Source organism: Acinetobacter sp. YH12102, assembly GCF_013419125.1.
Lineage (GTDB): Bacteria > Pseudomonadota > Gammaproteobacteria > Pseudomonadales > Moraxellaceae > Acinetobacter > Acinetobacter pseudolwoffii.
On record NZ_VPAS01000008.1, the window covers coordinates 1 to 20,122 of the forward strand.

The following is a 20,122-nucleotide window of genomic DNA, read 5'->3' on the forward strand; positions in this document are numbered from 1 at the left end:
CATGTACGGTGGTGAGCTTTTCATGCGCTAAAGTGGGTCCGAAACCATGGAGTTGGTCAGAAACAATATTGAGGCACTTGAGTCTGAGTTCTTCAGGAAGTTTGGAATTGCTGATTTGGCCACGACCAGCATGGGCTAATGCAGCGGGACCTTGAGCTTGGTATTTCTGCAGTAAGCGTCTGATCTGACGTTCTGAAATATGAAGTAGCTGAGCAGCCTGGGATTGAGTTATGCGTTGATCGCAGATTTCCTGCAAGACCGACAATCGTTTAAGTTCTTTATCCGACATAGACACCAACATATCAAACCGTCCGCTAACGAAATTGCAAAAGTGCATATTCTAAAAGCGGACATTTTTACTTTGGAGAAACCGGACATTTCTATTTTGGAGTTACACACTGATTTCGTATAATGTATATTATGTTAAATTGAGTACATGATACTTTAAGTTCATCTATCTTCTACTGTTCATAAAAGTTAATTTTGAAATTTTCAGCTTCATTACTTTTTAATCTCAACAGCTCATTTCTTTATAGAGATATGCCTCAAAATCTTAATGAGGTGAATCTCATATTTCCTTTTTTTCAAATGAAATTTCTCATGCACTATTAGGTCAGCTATTACATTTAGTGTGACCATGTTAGTTTGGCTGCTTCAACACCTTCATGTAATTTTACTGGTGTATCTTCTTGCTAATATATTTATTGACCCTGCCAAACCTGGTAAAGGCCTATCCTTATCTGAAGTATGATCTGCTAGAGATTCTAGCCCATATACATCTGGTAAATCATGAATAGTTTCTCTTTCAATGGGGTTTTCTGCTTTATCTTTATTATTTTAATAAGTTTGCAATATTGCTGCTTTTTAAGCTTTGCAATATCTAAAGCATTTTTTTGCTATTTGTTAATTAGATAATTTCACAAAAGTTTTATCTACTTGCTCTTTAGATAAATTTTAATGAATATAATAATTACTAATTTATTCAATAATTTCAGATGTTTGATTAAATATAAAGCTATATCCTAAAAGGACATAAAAGCTATGATAGAAATGGTTGCTCAAAATGTGAGAGATAGAATGCTGTAAACCATAGGCGGTATTCTGTTCTATTAAGATTTAGACAATGGCGGTATCTAGTTTTACTTAAAATCATGTCAATCACAGCTCTATGAATAATTGATAAATCTCGAATGCATTCTGTTATTAAATGTTGAGACCGAATGCATAAAGCTAGAAAGCCTCTAAGATATTTCTAAACTTTGTACAGAAAAAGGGAAAACATGAATAACTATCCTGAAACCCCTGCTTCAAATGAAACTCAAGATCATCAACCTGGTGTGCAAACCAAAATGGATCCTGCACCGGAAGTCATCAAACCGAATTATAAAGGTAGCGATAAACTTAAAAGTAAAATCGCCCTGATCACAGGTGGCGATAGCGGTATAGGTCGGTCAGTCTCGGTCTTGTTTGCCCGTGAAGGTGCTGATATTGTGATTTGTTATCTGGATGAAGATCAGGATGCTCAAGATACCAGAAAGATGGTAGAGGATGCAGGACGGCGTTGTTTACTGATCAAGTGTGATTTACAAGATCAAGATGAAATCAAGAAAATGGTTGAGCAGACGCTTCAGGAATTTAAAACCATTAATATTCTGGTCAATAATGCCGGGGTTCAATATCCGCAAAAAAGTATTAGCGATATTTCTCCTGAGCAACTTTTTAAGACCTTTAATGTGAATATTCTGTCGATGTTTCACTTGACTCAGGCTGTGATTCCGCACATGCAAGAAGGTGACAGCATTATTAATACCACCAGTATTACCAGTTATCATGGACATGATGAACTGATTGATTACTCAAGTACCAAAGGTGCCATCACCACATTTACCCGCAGTCTTTCCACCAGTTTGTTAAAAAATAAAACCGGGATCCGGGTCAACGGCGTAGCACCCGGCCCCATCTGGACTCCCCTCATTCCAAGCAGTTTTGATGAAGAACAGCTCAAAGAGTTCGGTAAACAGACACCCATGGGTCGGATGGGCCAGCCTAGTGAAGTCGCACCAGCGTATTTATTTCTAGCGAGTGAAGAAGCCAGTTATATTTCCGGTCAAGTCATTCATGTTAATGGAGGCAGTATCATTAACGGTTAATTAGAATTTGAAGATAACAGTCAGTGAGAACCGTTATCTTCATTCATTTATTCTTCAGGTTTCCTATCACTTAAAAGATGCTGGTTTTATAAAATAATTTCAACAAATACATGACAGATATTTACCGCCATAGAAACAGGTCATTGTTATAGTAATTTCAGCCAACCTTGATGAGGACAGCAATATGCCTAGAGGTGACAAATCCGCCTATACCGATAAACAAAAACGGCAGGCCGAACATATTGAAGAAAGCGAAAAAGAACGCGGTCATTCTGAGGAGGAAGCCGAACGTATTGCCTGGTCTACTGTCAACAAGCAAGATGGCGGTGGCAAGAAAAGGAAAAAATCCCATTAAGAATAGAAAGTTAGGGTAAAACCCTATGTTGAAAGCTCGGCGAAAAACCCTCTCATTACTGCGTATGAGAGGGTTTTTAATCTGAATCTTTAATATGTATTTTCTACGCGCTGTTGAGTCCAAACCGGCCAGAGTTTTTCCAGCGTTTTTTCAAATTTCGAATTATCGGTTTGCCATTGTGGATTTTTATCTTTATCAATAATCAGTGCACGTACACCTTCAATAAAGTCGCCTTGCTCCAACCAGACATCCTGCAGATCTCGCTCCAGTTGCATACATTTTTCCAGCGATAAATTTTGTCCTGCCTGCTGTAACTTCAGACTCGTTTGCTTGGCCATGACTGGACGTTGCTGCAAGATGACCAGCATTTTATTGGCCCACTCCTGATCGGTAGCACTACTTGCATGTGCCAAACTCTGTTCGATCTCATCGAGGTTTGGATGGCCAAAATGCTGACTAATCAGATCTGCACGTTTTTGCAACTCGCTTTCTACCGGATGGGTAATGTACGCACTGATGATTTTCTGGATTTCAATCTGATTTAATACCGGTGCAGCAATCAATGCGGTTTCTAGTTCAGCAAAATTTTCACTCGGTACATGATAATCGACCAGATCCAGATATAGCGCATCACTGCTGCTGATCTGCTCCCCTGTCAACGCCATATAAATGCCTACATCATCCAGTCGGGAGAGAAAGTGGGTGGCTCCCACATCCGGGAAAAATCCAATCGCGGTTTCTGGCATGGCAAAGCGTGATTTTTCACTGCTCACTTTAATATGACAGGCTTGAGCCAGACCAAAGCCACCGCCCAGAACATAACCATCCATCATCACGATGACAGCCTTTGGAAAATTGCGCAGTGTGCTCAGCATGCTATATTCAGTGGCAAAAAAATCCTGATATTGGGTATTGCCTGCCTGATAGCTGTCATACAGATAACGGATGTCTCCTCCGGCACAGAATGCCTTGGGACTGTTAGAATTGATCAGAATCGCTTGCACCGCTGGATCATGGCGCCACTGATCTAGTTGTGACTGAATCCCTTGAATCATCCGCAGGGTTAAGGCATTTAAATGACTGGTGCGGTCCAGGCTGATAATGCCTAAACGTCCTTGTACCCGAATCGCTAAATTATTTTCATCACTCATTTTATTTTCCTATTTTTGTTTTATTGATGGGTGAATTTGGCTGGGCGTTTTTCGACAAAAGCCTGCATGCCTTCCTTTTGATCAGCACCGGCAAAAATGGAATGGAATATCCGTCGTTCAAAGCGTAGACCTTCGGCCAGACTGACTTCAAAAGCCCGATTAATTGATTCTTTAATCATCATCACGGCCGTAAGCGACTTTTCAGCAATTTTTTCGGCAGCTTGCAGAGTTTGTTCTAGTAACTCTTCTTTGGCAAAGACACGTGCCACTAACCCACTTTGCTCGGCTTCTTGCGCGCCCATGTGACGTGCAGTCAGACACATTTCCATGGCTTTGGCTTTACCAATCGCCAAGGTTAAACGTTGCGTTCCGCCAATGCCGGGCAATACCCCTAAAGTGACTTCAGGCAAACCAAATTTTGCATTATCAGCGCAGTAAATAAAATCGCACATTAAGGCCAATTCACAACCACCGCCCAAGGCATAGCCACTCACCGCAGCAATTAAGGGCTTACGGCGCTGGGCAATCCGGTCGGCCAGACTGAAAAAATCATCCAGATAAATTTGCGGAAAGTTTAAATCTGCCATTTCTTTGATATCTGCACCTGCAGCAAAGGCTTTTTCCGAACCAGTGATGACAATACAGCCAATCTGCGGGTCTTTTTCCAGCTGATCCAGCGCCTGATTCACCTCAACGATCAATTGATTATTCAAGGCATTTAAGGCTTGTGGACGATTTAAAGTAATCAGCCCGACCCCGTTACGCTGTTCGAGTAAAATAGTTTGCCATTGCATGATAAAAATCCCTTTAAAATTATAAACTACGTGCAATTACCAGACGCTGAATATCGCTGGTGCCTTCATAAATCTGACAAATACGTGCATCGCGATAAATGCGTTCAATCGGAAAGTCTTTCAGATAACCGTAGCCACCAAAAATCTGTAAGGCCTTGGAACAGACACGTTCTGCCATTTCCGAAGCAAAGAGTTTGGCCATAGAGGCTTCGGTTAAACAGCTTTTACCTGCTTCCTTTTTACGTGCAGCAAAATGGACCAGTTGTCGCGCCGCTTCAATTTCGGTGGCCATGCTGGCCAGCCTGAAAGAAATCGCTTGCTGTTCAAAAATCGGCTTACCAAAGGCCACGCGATCATGTGCATAAACAGTCGCTTCTTCCAATGCAGCGCGAGCCAGACCCACTGCTTGTGCGGCAATACCAATCCGTCCACCTTCCAGATTAGCGAGAGCAATTTTCAGACCTTCACCTTCTGCACCGAGTCTTAAACTTTCATGAATGCGGACATCGGTTAAAGAAATCTGACAGGTATCCGAAGCATGCAGACCGAGTTTTTCTTCGACCCGAATCACTTCATAACCGGGAGTGTCGCGTGGGATTAAAAATGCACTCATGCCTTTTTTTCCCGCACTTGGATCGGTCACGGCAAAGACAATAATCATCCCGGCATTATGACCCGAGGTAATAAACTGTTTGGCGCCATTGATAATATAGTGATCGCCATCTTTGACTGCACGGGTTTTAATCGCTGCAGCATCCGATCCGGTATGCGGTTCGGTCAGGGCGAAGGCACCAATCATTTGCCCTTGAGCCAAAGGTTTTAGAAACTGCTGCTTTTGCTGTTCCGTTCCAAACTTGAGAATCGGCACACAACCCACCGAGTTGTGTACGCTCATGATGGCGGACGTTGCACCATCTGCCGCTGCCACTTCTTCGAGGGCCAGTACATAAGCCAGCGTGCCTGTACCTGAACCGCCCCACTCTTCTGGAATCAGCATGCCTAAAAAACCTAGCTCACCCATTTGAGACAAGGTCTGTTTAGGAAATATGCCTTTTTGATCCCACTCGCCGGCAAAAGGTTTAATCTGTTCCTGAGCGAAGCTTTTGGCCATATCCTGAATCAGTTGTTGCTCTTCCGTAAATTGCATGGATGCTTCCTTCAATCTCTTTATTTAATATTTTTATTCAATCTGCTGGCTTTGGCTAGTTATGCGGTCTTTACCTGCTGCTTGTTGATTTCCTGATTACGCAGTAAGAAACGCTGAATCTTGCCACTCGGGGTTTTTGGCAATTCTGTGACGAATTCAATCAGGCGCGGATAGGCATGCGCAGACAAACGCTTTTTCACAAACTGGCCTAGTTCTTCTTCCAGATGAGATGAAGCTGCAAAGTTATTCGCCAGAATCACAAAGGCTTTAATCACTTCGGTACGTTCAGGATCAGGCACGCCAATGACTGCTGCTTCAATCACGGCATCATGTTCCAGCAAGGCACTTTCCACATCAAATGGCCCCACGCGATAGCCTGAGGTGGTAATGACATCATCACTACGTCCAACAAAGCTCATACTGCCATCAGCATGAATTTCCGCGGTATCACCGGTTAAATAGTAATGTCCAACAAAGGGCGATTTACGGCTTTCTTCATAACCCGAGAACCACATCATGGGTGATTGACTGATATCCACTGCCAGGACGCCCGGAACGTCAGCCGTTAACTCATGACCTTGTTCATCGACGACTGCAATCCGGTAACCCGGGCTGGCAAAGCCTGCCGAACCTGAACGGACCGGATGTTGTAGCGCATGATGATTACACACCACCATCCCGACTTCAGTCTGGCCATAATGGTCATAAATTGGCACATCCAGCACCTCTTTAAACCAGCGGATCACTTCCGGGTTTAAAGGTTCTCCAGCACTGCTGACCACGCGCAACTTGCCCCGTAGCTGTGCCATCTGTTCAGCATCTGCTGCCATCATCATGCGGTAAGCGGTCGGCGCACCGGCCAGATTGGTAATGCCATATTGCTTGACAATGTCGCAGACACTTTCGGCATTGAAACCACCCTCATAAAACAGGGTCGAGTGTCCGAGCAATAACGGGCCGGTAATCCCATAGTACAAACCATAAGCCCAGCCCGGATCAGCAATATTCCAGAAAGCATCATCTTCGGTTAGACCGATGGCATTGTGCATATAGCCAGCAAAAGCAATCAGGGCTTTAAGTGGAACTTTTAAGGGCTTGGCCGGTCCAGTGGTTCCAGAGGTAAACATCAATAAAAATGGCTCATCGATACTGAGCATTTCCAGTTCACAACCTTCAGCCTGGCGATTTAACACAGTCCAAAAACTGAGGTCCTGTGGATAACGCTCTGCCTCGGTTTCAACATGTACGGTGACGATCGTGGGACAAGCACTAAGATTGGATAGTTTCTCCCGATTCGCCAGATCAGTCACTACCAGCTTGCTTTGCGCCAGCTGAATGCGATGTTCAATAGCTTTGGGACCAAAGGCTGTAAATAAAGGTTGATACACTGCACCAATCCGCCAGGTCGCTAAAATGGTAATGATCAGCTCCGGAGTCCGCGGTAATAATCCGGAAACGCGGTCGCCTTTGCCAATGCCTTGAGATTTTAAGAAATTTGCAAACTGGCTGGAATATTTCTTGAGTTCGCGAAAGCTATACTGTTCTTTACGGCCATCTTTACCGTACCAGTGTAAAGCAATTGCATCGGAATCTGCATGGCGGTCGCAGCATTCATAACAGGCGTTCAGCGCCTGCATCGAACCGGACAGATACTGCTTTGCCACTGCATCTAAATCAAAATTTTCAATTGTTTTTTGATAATCTAACATGTTAAACCTCAGCCTGAATTTATCGTTATTACTGACAAGGTATTGTTGATGAAGCGAATCCTTGCTCCATCTGGATATTTTAAGTTTTAAGCAGGTGGCGTGGTGTATTGATGCATGATGCTGGAAAAATCCAGATGTGCATCCCCTTCCTGACAAAGCTGTTGATAGAGTTTCTGCACCATGCTACCCAGAACCACCGGTTGGTCCACCTGTTGCGCTGCATCGACAGCCAGGCCCAAATCTTTAAGCATCAGCTGTGCTGCAAAACCATCGGTATAACCCCGTGATGACGGTGCATTGGCACAGATATCCGGCCAGGGATTATAGATTTCAGAACTCCAGCAACGTCCGGTGGAACTATTGATTACCCCGGCTAGTGCTTGCGGATCAATTCCCAGTTTGGCCCCAAGTGCCATGCCTTCTGCGACAGCAGTCATGGAAATCCCCAGAATCAGGTTATTACAGATTTTTGCAACCTGTCCTGTTCCCACCGCACCACAATGCACCAGATTTTTTCCCATACAGCCAAGGACCGGTTTTACGGCCTCAAAGGTGGCATCGTCTGCACCCACCATAAAGGTCAAGGTACCGTCTTTGGCGCCCAAAGTCCCGCCAGAGACTGGCGCATCGCAGACGCGAATCTGTCTGGCCTGCGCTGCTGCAGCAACTTCCTGAATGGTTTGCGGGTCAATGGTACTGCTGTCGACACACAAACTGCCCGCCTGAAGCACGTTCAGAATACCGTGCTCACCGAGATAAACTTCACGTACATGCTTGGCTGCAGGCAACATGCTGACCACAATATCTGCCTGTTTTGCGGCAGCTTGTGGACTGTCACAAACGATACCGCCCGCTTCGGCAAAATGCTGTAAAGCGACTTCACTCAAGTCATAACCAAAAACCTGATGCCCTGCCTTGAGCAGGTTCTGCGCCATCGAGCCGCCCATGTTGCCCAAACCAATAAATGCAATCTTCATGCTGATGCTCCTTAGCGCAGGCTAATCGTGGTATTGACGCCTGTGGTTTCCTGATCATCTTCAAACCAGCGGCTGGTAATGGTTTTGGTCTGGGTATAGAACTGCACTGCCTGCTTGCCATAAGGACCTAAATCCCCCAGTTTTGAACCACGCGAACCGGTAAAGCTGAAGAACGGCACAGGTACAGGAATTGGAATGTTAATACCGACCTGACCGATATCAATCTGGTGCTGGAATGTGCGTGCAGTATTGCCATTTTGGGTAAAGAGTCCAACGCCGTTACCGAATGGATTGGCATTAATCAGCTCAATCGCTTGTTCTAAAGTATCAACATGTATGATCGCCAGTACCGGACCGAAGACTTCTTCTTGATAAATGCGCATATCGGTCGTGACCTGATTAAAAATCGTTGGCCCGACAAAATTGCCTTTTTCATAACCCGGAACATTTACATCACGGCCATCCAGCAGCAGTTCAGCGTCCTGTTCAACGCCACTGTTAATTAAGTCTATGACACGGGCTTTGGCACGGGTCGAAATCACTGGCCCAACATCAGTATTCGGTTCATGCCCGGCATTCACCTTTAAGGTTTTGGTTTTAGCCACCAGTTCATCGACCCAGTGCTTGGTGTCCCCGACCATCACGGCCACCGAAAGCGCCATACAACGCTGACCGGCTGCACCAAATGCTGCACCGACCAACGCATTTAAGGTCTGTTCTTTATTGGCATCCGGCATCACCACGACATGGTTTTTCGCGCCCATCATCGACTGTACACGTTTACCGTGCTGGCCGGCCAGATTGTAGACATGCGTACCCACAGCGGTTGAACCGACAAAGGAAATGGCTTTGATGTCACGATGGGTACACAGCAGATCCACCACTTCTTTACCGCCATGCACTACATTCAGCACACCAGCAGGTACGCCTGCCTCAATTGCCAGTTCCACCAGCATCATGGTCGATAGCGGATCCTGTTCCGAGGGCTTTAAGACAAAGGTATTACCGCAGACAATCGCCATCGGGAACATCCACAGTGGAATCATCGCCGGAAAGTTAAACGGCGTAATTCCCGCACAAACACCGAGTGGTTGCTGCAAGGTATAGGTATCGACCCCACGTGCCACACCTTCAACATATTCACCCATTTGTAGTGAACCAATAGAACAGGCATGCTCCACCACTTCTAAGCCACGCTGAATGTCACCTTCGGCATCAGCCAGGGTTTTGCCCTGTTCCGCCGTTAATACTTGGGCAATACTTTTTAAGTTAGTACGAATCAGATCCTGCAGCTTCAACATAATCCGCATACGTGCCTGAATCGGGGTTTGGCGCCAGCTGGCAAAGGCATTTTGTGCGGCAGCAATCGCGGCATTGACTTCTTCTGCAGTTGCAAATGGTACCTGACCCAAAACTTCTTGAGTGGCAGGGTTGATAATATCTTGCCAATGACTGGTTTTTGATTCGACAAATTCACCATTAATGAGGAGTTTTGCGGTGGTGAATCCGGTACTTTGCTGTGGATGATGAATGGCGTTCATGGTCGCTCCGTGCTGGTTTGTTATTGTCGTTGTGTCTGCCTTTACTGGCTGTTTTAAACGTATTATTTTTACGCTGTTTCAGCAGACTAACAAAGAACACTTTGACCACCAATAGAAATTGATGCACGATAGATGTGCAAATATGCACAGGGATTTAACAGGATGTTAAATAGAAGATGAAAGTAGATTGGGATCATTTACGTTTCTTTTTGGTTTTGGCACGTGCCAAAACGCTCACCAATGCAGCACGCTTGATTGGGGTGGAACACAGTACCGTGGCACGGCGGATTCAGGCGCTGGAAAACACCTTGGGTACTCAACTGTTTAAACGCGAAGCGACAGGGTATGAGCTGACCTCGGAAGGTCTGGCATTGGTGCCGCGTGTGGAACTGATGGAACAATCCTTTATCCAGATTGACAAACGCAACGATCCCTTGCAAGGCCGGGTCCGGATTGGTGCACCAGAAGGTTTTGGTACGGCATTTTTAGCGCGCTTACTGGCCGAGTTCTCCCAGCACTACCCTTTACTGACCATTGACCTGATTCCGGTGCCGAAAGCGATCAAACTTTCGCATCGTGAAGCCGATATTGTAATTGCGATTGACCGGCCCAAATCGGGCCCCTATATCATTACCCGTCTGTCGAATTACTGTCTAAAACTGTATGGCAGTCAGCATTATTTACAGAAAAATCCGCAAATTAAAAAACTGGAAGACCTCAAGCAGCACCGTTTTGTCGATTATATTGATGATCTGGTCTATAGCACTGCACTGTATTCGCTGGAGCGTCTTCCCTTGCAGGTCAGTGCCTGTTTTCGCAGTAACAGTATTCTGGCCCAGCAAATTGCGGTCAGTGCCGGTGCCGGGCTAGCTATTTTACCGAAATTTTTGGCCCATGATAAAAGCGAACTGCAACAGGTTCTGGGCGATCAGGTCAGTTTTACCCACACTTTCTGGATGCTGACGCTGGTCGATCTGCAACACGAACCGAAAATTAAACTGGTCTGGGATTTTCTGCGTAAACAGGCGGACCTTCAGCAAGACCTGTTAATGGGCAGATAATTGCGCTATAAATACAGCCTTAAGTTAATTCAACTCAAACACAAACGTATCGATACAGCAAATGAACGTATCACAACATTCCTGATGCCCGCGACTTGTTAAATTAACAAGCAGCCATTCGCAATATTTAATGAGATACAGGAAAATAATATGAAAATTCTGATCGTTCTGACTTCACATGACACGCTTGGCGATACCGGAAAGAAAACCGGATTCTGGCTGGAAGAACTAGCTGCACCTTACTATAGCTTTGTTGATGCAGGTGCAGAGCTAATTTTGGCTTCTCCTGCGGGTGGCCAGCCGCCCTTAGACCCAAAAAGTAATGAACCGGATGCACAGACTGAAACCACCCAGCGTTTTGAAGCAGATGAAGTGGCCATGCAGCAGCTTGCCAATACATATAAATTAAGTGAAGTCTTAAATCAGGATTTTGATGCAGTGTTCTATCCCGGTGGTCATGGTCCATTATGGGATCTAGCCGAAGACCAGAACTCTATTTCCTTGATTGAGCAGACTTTGCAGGCCAATAAACCTGTGGCATTGGTTTGTCATGCGCCGGGCGTACTTCGTGATGTTCAAGATGCTGAAGGTCGCTCGATTGTCGAAGGTAAATCGGTCACCGGTTTCAGTAATAGCGAAGAAGACGGCGTGGGCCTGACCGATATTGTGCCATTTCTAGTGGAAGACATGCTCAAAGAAAAAGGTGGCCAATATTCCAAAGCTGAGGATTGGCAGGTTTATGTCCAAGAAGATGGTCTGCTCATTACCGGACAAAATCCTGCCTCTTCGGCTGCGACAGCTGAAGCTTTATTGAAGTTATTAAAATAACGCGATAAATCAATTTAAGGTTTGGCTTCCCATTTCAATCTATAGCAAAAACTCCTGAATATATTTCAGGAGTTTATCTTTAACGATCAATTGGCTGAGGCAAGATGACTGGCCAGCAGTTCACGAAGTTTAAACTTCTGGATTTTTCCAGACGGCGTCATTGGAATATCTTCCCAAATCTCCAAACGCTCTGGAATATACTGCATCGCCAGATTATGGGTTTTCAAAAAGTTGACGATATCACTTAGTTCTAATGGCTGACTTGGATCTTTAAGCTTGATAATCGCACAGGCTCTTTCACCGAGTCGTTCATCGGCATAAGCCACCAGCGCCACGACGGCAATATTCGGGTGTTTATACAGCAGAGATTCAATTTCTGCGACCGGAATATTTTCTCCACCACGAATAATTACATCTTTTTTGCGCCCCCAAATCCGGATATAGCCTTGCTCATCCTGATAGGCAATATCTCCGGTATCAAACCAGTCATCTGCATCGGTATCATTTAAATGTGCACGTTTTAAATAACCGCCAAAACTTGAACAGGCACGAATCATTAAGCGTCCCGGCTCATTCAGCGGTTTAATTTCTCCCGCTTTATTGACGATTTTGATCTCTACACCGGGCAAAGCAATCCCATCCGTATTAAAGGAACGTTCATCCTCATCTTCAGGTCGTGTGGTGGTAATTGCGCCGCACTCGGTCATGCCCCAAGCAGAAATCACTTTGACACCTAAGGTTTCCCGTGCTTTTTGTACCAATGAGCCTGGAATCGGTGCACCTGCACACAAGAAGGTTTTCAGGCTGCTGACCTGATTCTGCTGCTCCGCAACGGTGGTAGACAGGTCATTCAGGAATGGTGTGGACGCCATGGTGAAACTGACCTGATGCTGGTGAATTAAATCGACAGCTTGTGATACATCCCAGACATCTTGCAACACCACTTTGGCATTCAGTTCAATCGGCATCATCAGGCCATACATAAAGCCGGTTTGATGCGCCATCGGTGAGGCCATGAGTACCACATCATCTTCATTTAAATGTAGCCGTTTTGCATAGGGAACAATATTGGAAAATAAAGTGTTGGCGGTATGCATCACCCCTTTCGGCTCACCGGTAGTGCCTGAGGTAAAAATCAGCTGGGTAATATCATCAGGACGAGCTTCAAGCTGATCTAGGTTTGTAACGGCGGAAGAATCTTGCTCAAGACCATGATTGACCAATACCCGATCAAAATTATTCTCTTCAAGACCATTGACCACCACCACATGTTGCAAGGTCTCAATTTTAGTCTTTAAGTGATTTGCCAACTGTTCATGATCAAAATTACGGAAGCTTTTTGGTACGATAAATACTTTGGCTTCACCATGTTTCAGCATGAATTCCAGTTCCCGTTCCCGGAAAATCGGCATCAATGGATTCAGTATGGCGCCGATTCGACTACAGGCCAGATACAGCAAGGTAAATTCCCACCAGTTCGGCAACTGACACGAGACCACATCATTTTTAGTCACGCCCAATTGCTTTAAACCTAAAGCAATTTTATTGGTCATGTTCCAGAGATCCTGATAGCTAAACACTTGCTCCGTTTGATCTTCTACTTTAAAACTGACCAGTGCGGTTTTATCTGGATTCTTGTCGATGGTCTGACGCAGAGAATCAATAATGGTTTTATTTAACCAGTAGCCTTCTTTCAGCATTTTTTCTTTTCTGGAAGCTATAAGAACTGCATCGAATTCCATTCGGTTACTCCTGATTTTAATTATATCGGCCAGGGCTGAGCTCAATATGAGCTAAGCTGGTACCGCTTTGCGTCCTGCTTTTTTACGCGCAATAATGGTTTTCATGATCTGCGCTGTTCCGTCACCAATCTGGAAGCCGAGTACATCACGCATGCGCTGTTCCATCACACCACGGTCATATCCGGCATGACCAAAGGTCAATAAGCATTGATGAATCACGTCATAGGCCAGTTTTGGCCCCCACCATTTACACATTCCAGCTTCGGAAGTATGTGGCAGATGATTGTCTTTGAGCCATAAGGTTTGCAGACAGAGTAAACGCGCGGCTTCTACCTGGGTTTCATACTCGGCCAATGGATGCGATACGCCTTGAAATGCTGTTAAGGGCTGACCAAAGGCTTCACGTTGCGCCGCATATTCCCAGGCTTCATCCAGACTGACACGTGCAACAGCCAGAACCTGTAAACCAATCAAGGCACGTGAAAAGTCAAAGCCTTGCATGACCTGCACAAAACCTTTGTTTTCATCACCTAAGCGATGATTGACCGGAACGCGAACATTATCAAAGAAGATTGAACCGCGACCAATGGCACGTTGCCCATGACAGTCAAAACGCGTGGTGCTAATGCCAGATAAATTCATGGGAACCAGAAGTGCTGTCACGCCATGTGCGCCGTCCTCATGGGCACCAGTACGGCCAAACACCACCGAAGCATCGGCCTGATCGGCAGCCGAAATCGAAGTCTTTTCGCCATTAATGATATATTCATCGCCGTCACGTTCGATTTTTAAACGCAGGTTGGCAGCATCTGAACCGCCACGCGGCTCGGTCAAGGCAATCGAAAAAATTGCTTCACCGGCGGTCAGTTTCTTCAGCCACGGTTCAACCACTTCGGGTTGACCATGTTCCGCCAGAATCTGGCCATTTAGCGAAGCGAGCAGATTGATATAGGAAAAACTTAAATCCGCTTTGGCTACCGCTTCATGAATAATGCCTGCTGCCAGACGTCCCATGCCTTGGCCGCCATATTGTTCCGGAAGTTCCGGTGCAATAAAGCCCATCTCTCCCATTTTTTTGACCAGATCACGATCAAACACCCGACTTTGATCGCGTTCTAAAAAACCGGGGGCAATATATTTTTGCGCAAACTTTTCAGCAGTTTCTGCTAAAAACTCTAAGTCTTCCGTAATATAAGGATTTTTAGTCATGCTGTATCTTCCTTATTTATAAAATTTACGAAATTCAGGCTGGCGCTTTTCTTTGAGTGCATTGACGCCTTCACGCGATTCTTCCGTGTCGTAATACAGTTTTAGTGCATACATGCCCATACCGGCAATCCCCGCCTGATGTGCGGTATCCATATTGAAGCTACGTTTGGCAATGGCGATGGCTGTCGGACTACGCTGGCAGATTTCTTCGGCCCAAGCCTGTACTTCAGCATCAAGTTGATCTGCAGGTACACATTTATTGGCAAGACCCATTGCAACCGCTTCTTGGCCTGTATAGCGACGGCATATATACCAGATTTCACGGGCTTTTTTCTCACCGACTACACGTGCTAAATACGCTGTGCCATAACCCGGATCGACTGAACCCATTTTCGGTCCCACCTGACCAAAAATGGCATTCTCTGAACAAATGGTCAGGTCACAAATAGTCGCCAAAACGTTACCGCCACCTATCGCATAACCTTGTACACGAGCGATCACCGGTTTAGGCACATCACGCATTGCGGTATGTAATTCTTCCATTGGCAAACCAATGGTGCCACGGCCATCATAGTTTCCATCATGCGCGGATTGATCCCCGCCAGTACAGAAAGCACGATCACCGGCGCCAGTCAGTACAATCGCACCCACTTCACGGTCATAGCCGGCCTTGTTTAGGGCCTTGATTAATTCATCACAGGTGGTGCCACGAAAGGCATTCATTTTTTCTGGGCGATTGATGGTGATCCAGGCCACACCGTTTTTCACTTCATATAAAATATCTTCAAAATTCATTGTTATAACTTCCTGTATTTATCTATCTGACCTTATTTTTCGTATTTTCTAGCAATTTTTGCTTAACCACTCATGGTTAAACCACCAGAAACACTGAGTACTTGCCCGGTAATAAAGCTGGCATCTTCACTTAAAAAGAATGCAATCGAAGAAGCTAAATCTTCCGGCTGGCCTAAACGACCAAGTGGAATAGCACGAGTGAAAGCCTCACGTAATTTTTCTGGATTCGATGCACCCTCGGTGACACCTGCCAGTAAGGCTGTATCGGTTGGTCCGGGACAAATCACATTAATTTTGATGTTATGACGAGAATGTTCACGGGCCAGTGTTTTTGAGAATGAAAGCAGTCCGCCCTTACATGCAGCATAAACCGCTTCACCTGAAGAACCGACTCGGGCAGCATCAGAGGCAATGTTGACAATACTGCCAGAATTGCGCTCGACCATACCTTTCAGAACGGCAAAGTGCATATTCAGCATACCGACCAGATTGATCTGAATCAGTTTTCCCCATTCTTGCGGATTCGTTTTGATAAAAGGTTTGAAAATATCCCAACCGGCATTATTGACCAGACCATCAATCGGGCCAAGCTCGGCTTCTACTTGCTGTACAGCCTGCTCGACCACATCGCGATCGGTAATATCACACTGCACCGCCAAAGCTTGATTATTGTGCTGATTAATGTCCTGAGCCAATTGTTCAGCGGCTGCAATATTCATATCAAAAATCGCAACTTTGGCACCTTCTTCCGCCAGACGGCGACAGGTTGCCGAACCAATTCCACCTGCGCCACCAGTCACGATGATTACTTTGTCCTTTAAGCCTTTCATTTAGCTCTCCCTGGTATATTTTTATCTGATTCTGATTAACTATTGTTCATATATCGCCTGTTATCACTAAAATAGGATTAGAATATTTTTATGTCAATATATTTACATAAATTAAAATTAAATATTTATTTAATCATTTAATATCAATAAATTAACTTTTTAACAGAATAAATACATTGACATATATTGGCTTTGATCTTAACGTTTAGCATTAAAACACAGGTATGTGACAGCATAAAGAAAGATGTTGGAACGCCTACACAATCCAGAGAATGGAACGCTAAAAATGTAGACCATAAGCAACCTAAGCCTATATCGAACGTTTCCTCATCATAGAGCGATATAAAACGGAATTTGATTTCTAGCAGATACCTTTTAGGTATAATGCTTCTTATTTAAACGCTTTGATCAGGGTGATCTTTAAAATGAGTGATACTGTGTCAAAAAAATATGATCAATCCTTATACTCTGCCCACAATAGACTTTTTTTCAGGCTGTTTCAGGTGGGGAATACGCTGGATCGCAAATGCTCGAATGAACTGGGAATTTCTCCAGTGCATTGGGCTGTACTGGGAGCCTTGTCTCGGCCGCGGGTAAAATCAGGGATGTCATTTTCTGATTTGACCGAATACCTCGGTGTAAGCCGGCAAAATCTGGACGCAGTTTTAAAACGTCTGGAACGTGATGGTCTGGTTGAACGGATTATCAGTGAGCAAGACAGACGTGCTAAAAATGTCGCGCTGACCAGCGAAGGCTTTAAAACCTGGGATAGTTTGCAGAATGATTTTTTTGATTTTTATGGACAGGCTTTGAACAAGCTGACTTTTGATGATGCCATTACTCTGATTCACCTTCTTAATAAAGTCAATGACGGCCTGAAAAATATTCATTTGCCAAAAGAAATGAATGCAGAATAAAAAATGAGAAGCACGATGCTTCACTTTGATTCATATAAAAATGAGCCCGAGCAGGCTCATTTTTACAGACTTTATGAATAGTTATGCTTTTTGCGGATCATATTGACGGTCCTTGATAAAGATCCCGGATACAGCACCACATAAGAAATATGCACCGCCCATAATCAGGAAGCCCAAACCGATAGAGCCACCACTTGCAGCCGCCCCGATAATTGCAGGTGCAAACATGGCGCCAATACGCCCGGCATTATAAGCACCACCAACCGCAGTACCACGAATCGAGGTTGCAAAGCTTTCGGTCATGTAGGTGGCATTAATCGCATAAGGAATACCGTACAGGAAACCAAAGAAAATCAGCAGATAGGCAATATTGTCAGGGCTATTAAACAGTACAATCACCGGCAGGAAGATCGCTGTGCCAATAGCACCAAAGGCAAAGACAAAACGGCGTCCTAAACGGTCTGCTGCAAAGCCAGCCAGAACCTTGCCGAAAATCATGGCGACATAAGTCCCAATCATATAACCTGCCATCGATTTAAAATCCATATGTAATTCAGATTCTAGATAGGCCGGCATCCAGTTGTTGACGCCGTAATAACCAAACTGTAAAAAGCCAGCGGTTAAAATCCACAGGATAAACATTCTGCGGTTTCTAGGATCGGCAAAAATTTCCTTGGTGGTACTTTTTTTAACAGGTCGATTTGCCGTTACATCTGCAGGCGCATATAAACGTTGCAGTCTGGCCCGCTGCCAAGACTCTGGTTCTGGCACCAGTTTCTGGATAAAAAATGCCATGGCGGCTGGAATAATCGCGACAAAGAACAGCATCCGCCAGCCGTAGTCTGGAATAATCCAGCCAGCAAGCAAGGTCGCCACAATATAACCGACTGTCCAGCCTGCCTGTAAGGTTCCCAAGACTGTTGTCCGATATTCAGTAGGTACATATTCTGCCATCAATGTATTGGCTGCAATATATAAAGCGCCAATTCCGAATGCAGACAGAAAGCGTAATAGCGCGAACTGTTCAAAATTCTGGGTAAAACCCAGTGCCGCAGTCAATGTAGAAAAAATCAGGATGGAAATGACCACGGTGCGTACCCGGCCTAAATGGTCACAGGCCCAACCGCCCATAAATCCGCCAATGGCCATCCCGGCCAAAGTGAAACTTCCCAGTGCTCCTGCCTGTAAATTGCTTAAGCCAAACTCAGCTTTGAGACTGTTCAAGCTAAATGACAGCAATAACATGTCTGCGCCATCGACCAGTAAGGCCAGAAAAGCAAATATAAAGGCAATTTGCTGGGTTCTTTTGGTCGTGGGCTTGATTTTTCCTAATTCTGTTGCGAGATCCGTCATTGTAAATATCCTTGTTATTGCTTATTTCGTATTGATGTTTTAATTGCCATCTTGCACATAGACGGGTTGCTACAAATGCAATCCTGACAATTTTTAGCTCCTGTTTTTCTTGGTTTCTCTGAGAGATTTTCAGATCTCCTTTTATTTTTGCTGTTCCTGTCGAGCCCAATCAAGGTAATTAAGATAAGTTGAATTTTCAACAATATTTGATATTAAGTTTTGTTATACGAAATTAGTTATCGCTAATTTGATTATTAAATCATTTTAAGATATTTTGATATGAGGATTAGAAATTAGATGATATTGAATACAATAAAACAGGGAGTGTAAGGATGGGTGCTTTAACAGGCTTTCGCGTACTGGATTTAAGCCGTATTTTAGCCGGCCCGTGGTGCAGTCAAATTTTGGCCGATTTAGGCGCCGAAGTGATTAAAATTGAAAAACCTAATCACGGGGATGACACGCGAATCTGGGGCCCGCCCTGGCTAAAAAATGACAAGCAGGAAGATACGCATGAATCGGCATATTATCTTTCTGCCAACCGCGGTAAACATTCAGTTGCCGTGGATCTGTCTACGCCTGAAGGTCAAGAGATCATTAAAAAAATTGCCCAGCAAAGTGATGTGGTCATCGAGAATTATAAAGCGGGTTCTCTAAAAAAATATGGTCTGGATTATGAAAGTCTGAGTCAGTTAAATCCGCGTCTGGTGTACTGTTCAATTACCGGCTTTGGTCAGAACGGCCCACGTGCACACGAACCAGGTTATGATTTTATTATTCAGGGCATGGGTGGCATGATGAGCGTCACCGGTGAACGCGATGACTTGCCGGGAGGCGGCCCGCAAAAAGCCGGTTTGGCCTTTGCCGATCTGACTACCGGTTTATATTCTGCAATCGCTATTCAGGCGGCATTATTGTCCCGGGAAAAAACCGGTGAAGGTCAGCATATTGATATGGCGCTGCTGGATACTCAGGTTGCTTCTCTCTCCGTTTTGGCCATGAATTACTTGACCTCAGGAAAAGTGCCAGGACGTTTTGGAAATGCCCATGCCAATATTGTGCCTTATCAGGTCTTTAAGGCACAGCAAGGTGAGTTTATTATCGCCTGTGGCAATGACCTGCAATTCAAGGCCTTGTGTCAGGCAGTGGGCTTGGCTGAGGTCGCCGAAGATCCTCGTTTCCTAAAAAATTCAGGACGGGTGATGCATCGTGAAGAGCTGACCACAGTGCTACAGGCACATTTCTATAAGCAACCCGCACAAACCTGGGTGGATCTGATTCATGCAGTCAAAGTTCCGGTTGGTATGATTAATAACCTGAAGCAGACTCTGAAAGAAGAACAGGTATTGGCACGTGAGATGGTCATCCAGATGCCACACACTTTACGTGAAGATTACACCTCGATTGGCTCACCGATTAAACTTTCCAAGACCCCGGTAGAGTATAAAAAAGCGCCACCCTGTTTAGGTGAAGATACCGATGTAGTCTTAAGCCAGTTTTTAAGCCCGGATGAAATAGATGAGCTGAAAAGCAAAAAAGTCATCCAGCAGCGATAAGCTAGCA

Annotated in this window: 18 protein-coding genes; 6 read left to right on the plus strand and 12 right to left on the minus strand. The window is 44.9% G+C overall.

Going from position 1 to position 20,122, the window contains the following annotated elements; translation table 11 throughout:
- A partial coding sequence (locus tag FTU42_RS08920; RefSeq protein WP_180083288.1) for a helix-turn-helix domain-containing protein occupies positions 1-289 on the minus strand: 289 nt, incomplete at its 3' end.
- 991 nt (positions 290-1,280) lie between these two features.
- Between FTU42_RS08920 and FTU42_RS08925 the strand changes: the two genes are divergently transcribed.
- A complete protein-coding gene (locus FTU42_RS08925) occupies positions 1,281-2,150 on the plus strand; it encodes an SDR family oxidoreductase (RefSeq protein ID WP_180083289.1) in 870 nt (289 codons plus the stop codon).
- A gap of 184 nt (positions 2,151-2,334) precedes the next feature.
- The gene (locus FTU42_RS08930; RefSeq protein ID WP_005096870.1) at positions 2,335-2,505 is read left to right on the plus strand and encodes a hypothetical protein; all 171 of its coding nucleotides are present in this window, start codon (positions 2,335-2,337) and stop codon (positions 2,503-2,505) included.
- An 89-nt stretch (positions 2,506-2,594) separates the two neighbouring features.
- On the opposite strand, the gene FTU42_RS08935 is transcribed toward FTU42_RS08930, so the two are convergent.
- The 6 genes from FTU42_RS08935 to FTU42_RS08960 all read right to left on the minus strand — a co-directional run bounded on the left by FTU42_RS08935 (position 2,595) and on the right by FTU42_RS08960 (position 9,824).
- Positions 2,595-3,656: an enoyl-CoA hydratase/isomerase family protein gene (locus FTU42_RS08935; RefSeq protein WP_005096872.1), complete on the minus strand. Its 1,062-nt coding sequence runs from the start codon at positions 3,654-3,656 to the stop codon at positions 2,595-2,597.
- A 20-nt stretch (positions 3,657-3,676) separates the two neighbouring features.
- On the minus strand, positions 3,677-4,450 hold the full coding sequence (locus tag FTU42_RS08940; protein WP_005096874.1) for an enoyl-CoA hydratase: 774 nt from the start codon (positions 4,448-4,450) through the stop codon (positions 3,677-3,679).
- Positions 4,451-4,469: 19 nt separating this feature from the next.
- Entirely contained in the window at positions 4,470-5,597 is a 1,128-nt protein-coding gene (locus FTU42_RS08945; RefSeq protein ID WP_180083290.1) for an acyl-CoA dehydrogenase family protein, read from the minus strand.
- A 59-nt stretch (positions 5,598-5,656) separates the two neighbouring features.
- Positions 5,657-7,306, minus strand: coding sequence for an AMP-binding protein (locus FTU42_RS08950; protein ID WP_005096878.1), 1,650 nt, complete (start codon positions 7,304-7,306; stop codon positions 5,657-5,659).
- A gap of 86 nt (positions 7,307-7,392) precedes the next feature.
- Complete coding sequence (gene mmsB, locus FTU42_RS08955; RefSeq protein WP_180083291.1) at positions 7,393-8,283, minus strand: 3-hydroxyisobutyrate dehydrogenase; 891 nt, start codon at positions 8,281-8,283, stop codon at positions 7,393-7,395.
- 11 nt (positions 8,284-8,294) lie between these two features.
- Complete coding sequence (locus FTU42_RS08960) at positions 8,295-9,824, minus strand: CoA-acylating methylmalonate-semialdehyde dehydrogenase (protein WP_005170980.1); 1,530 nt, start codon at positions 9,822-9,824, stop codon at positions 8,295-8,297.
- Between the two features lie 176 nt (positions 9,825-10,000).
- Between FTU42_RS08960 and FTU42_RS08965 the strand changes: the two genes are divergently transcribed.
- Positions 10,001-10,885 (plus strand): LysR family transcriptional regulator, encoded by an 885-nt coding sequence (locus tag FTU42_RS08965; protein ID WP_180083292.1) that lies wholly within the window; start codon positions 10,001-10,003, stop codon positions 10,883-10,885.
- Positions 10,886-11,035: 150 nt separating this feature from the next.
- Entirely contained in the window at positions 11,036-11,713 is a 678-nt protein-coding gene (locus FTU42_RS08970) for a type 1 glutamine amidotransferase domain-containing protein (protein WP_005096885.1), read from the plus strand.
- A gap of 86 nt (positions 11,714-11,799) precedes the next feature.
- Here the strand turns inward: FTU42_RS08970 and aliA are convergent, their stop codons facing one another.
- The 4 genes from aliA to FTU42_RS08990 form a co-directional block, all read right to left on the minus strand.
- Positions 11,800-13,455: a cyclohexanecarboxylate-CoA ligase gene (gene aliA, locus FTU42_RS08975; protein ID WP_180083293.1), complete on the minus strand. Its 1,656-nt coding sequence runs from the start codon at positions 13,453-13,455 to the stop codon at positions 11,800-11,802.
- A gap of 51 nt (positions 13,456-13,506) precedes the next feature.
- Positions 13,507-14,664: a cyclohexanecarboxyl-CoA dehydrogenase gene (gene aliB, locus FTU42_RS08980; protein ID WP_005096887.1), complete on the minus strand. Its 1,158-nt coding sequence runs from the start codon at positions 14,662-14,664 to the stop codon at positions 13,507-13,509.
- Positions 14,665-14,676: 12 nt separating this feature from the next.
- On the minus strand, positions 14,677-15,459 hold the full coding sequence (badI, locus tag FTU42_RS08985) for a 2-ketocyclohexanecarboxyl-CoA hydrolase (protein WP_180083294.1): 783 nt from the start codon (positions 15,457-15,459) through the stop codon (positions 14,677-14,679).
- Positions 15,460-15,521: 62 nt separating this feature from the next.
- Positions 15,522-16,289: a glucose 1-dehydrogenase gene (locus FTU42_RS08990; protein WP_180083295.1), complete on the minus strand. Its 768-nt coding sequence runs from the start codon at positions 16,287-16,289 to the stop codon at positions 15,522-15,524.
- A gap of 425 nt (positions 16,290-16,714) precedes the next feature.
- Here FTU42_RS08990 and FTU42_RS08995 point away from each other — a divergent pair, with 425 nt between their 5' ends.
- Positions 16,715-17,206: a MarR family winged helix-turn-helix transcriptional regulator gene (locus FTU42_RS08995; RefSeq protein ID WP_005170960.1), complete on the plus strand. Its 492-nt coding sequence runs from the start codon at positions 16,715-16,717 to the stop codon at positions 17,204-17,206.
- An 81-nt stretch (positions 17,207-17,287) separates the two neighbouring features.
- On the opposite strand, the gene FTU42_RS09000 is transcribed toward FTU42_RS08995, so the two are convergent.
- The gene (locus FTU42_RS09000; protein WP_074382789.1) at positions 17,288-18,559 is read right to left on the minus strand and encodes an MFS transporter; all 1,272 of its coding nucleotides are present in this window, start codon (positions 18,557-18,559) and stop codon (positions 17,288-17,290) included.
- Positions 18,560-18,891: 332 nt separating this feature from the next.
- Between FTU42_RS09000 and FTU42_RS09005 the strand changes: the two genes are divergently transcribed.
- Positions 18,892-20,115, plus strand: coding sequence for a CaiB/BaiF CoA-transferase family protein (locus tag FTU42_RS09005; RefSeq protein WP_180083296.1), 1,224 nt, complete (start codon positions 18,892-18,894; stop codon positions 20,113-20,115).
- Positions 20,116-20,122: the final 7 nt, after the last annotated feature.

Excerpts from the sequence above, each read along its gene's own strand:
- FTU42_RS08925 (WP_180083289.1), top strand. The coding sequence starts at position 1,281 with ATGAATAACTATCCTGAAACCCCTGCTTCAAATGAAACTCAAGATCAT.
- FTU42_RS08930 (WP_005096870.1), top strand. The coding sequence starts at position 2,335 with ATGCCTAGAGGTGACAAATCCGCCTATACCGATAAACAAAAACGGCAG.
- FTU42_RS08935 (WP_005096872.1), bottom strand. The coding sequence starts at position 3,656 with ATGAGTGATGAAAATAATTTAGCGATTCGGGTACAAGGACGTTTAGGC.
- FTU42_RS08940 (WP_005096874.1), bottom strand. The coding sequence starts at position 4,450 with ATGCAATGGCAAACTATTTTACTCGAACAGCGTAACGGGGTCGGGCTG.
- FTU42_RS08945 (WP_180083290.1), bottom strand. The coding sequence starts at position 5,597 with ATGCAATTTACGGAAGAGCAACAACTGATTCAGGATATGGCCAAAAGC.
- FTU42_RS08950 (WP_005096878.1), bottom strand. The coding sequence starts at position 7,306 with ATGTTAGATTATCAAAAAACAATTGAAAATTTTGATTTAGATGCAGTG.
- mmsB (WP_180083291.1), bottom strand. The coding sequence starts at position 8,283 with ATGAAGATTGCATTTATTGGTTTGGGCAACATGGGCGGCTCGATGGCG.
- FTU42_RS08960 (WP_005170980.1), bottom strand. The coding sequence starts at position 9,824 with ATGAACGCCATTCATCATCCACAGCAAAGTACCGGATTCACCACCGCA.
- FTU42_RS08965 (WP_180083292.1), top strand. The coding sequence starts at position 10,001 with ATGAAAGTAGATTGGGATCATTTACGTTTCTTTTTGGTTTTGGCACGT.
- FTU42_RS08970 (WP_005096885.1), top strand. The coding sequence starts at position 11,036 with ATGAAAATTCTGATCGTTCTGACTTCACATGACACGCTTGGCGATACC.
- aliA (WP_180083293.1), bottom strand. The coding sequence starts at position 13,455 with ATGGAATTCGATGCAGTTCTTATAGCTTCCAGAAAAGAAAAAATGCTG.
- aliB (WP_005096887.1), bottom strand. The coding sequence starts at position 14,664 with ATGACTAAAAATCCTTATATTACGGAAGACTTAGAGTTTTTAGCAGAA.
- badI (WP_180083294.1), bottom strand. The coding sequence starts at position 15,459 with ATGAATTTTGAAGATATTTTATATGAAGTGAAAAACGGTGTGGCCTGG.
- FTU42_RS08990 (WP_180083295.1), bottom strand. The coding sequence starts at position 16,289 with ATGAAAGGCTTAAAGGACAAAGTAATCATCGTGACTGGTGGCGCAGGT.
- FTU42_RS08995 (WP_005170960.1), top strand. The coding sequence starts at position 16,715 with ATGAGTGATACTGTGTCAAAAAAATATGATCAATCCTTATACTCTGCC.
- FTU42_RS09000 (WP_074382789.1), bottom strand. The coding sequence starts at position 18,559 with ATGACGGATCTCGCAACAGAATTAGGAAAAATCAAGCCCACGACCAAA.
- FTU42_RS09005 (WP_180083296.1), top strand. The coding sequence starts at position 18,892 with ATGGGTGCTTTAACAGGCTTTCGCGTACTGGATTTAAGCCGTATTTTA.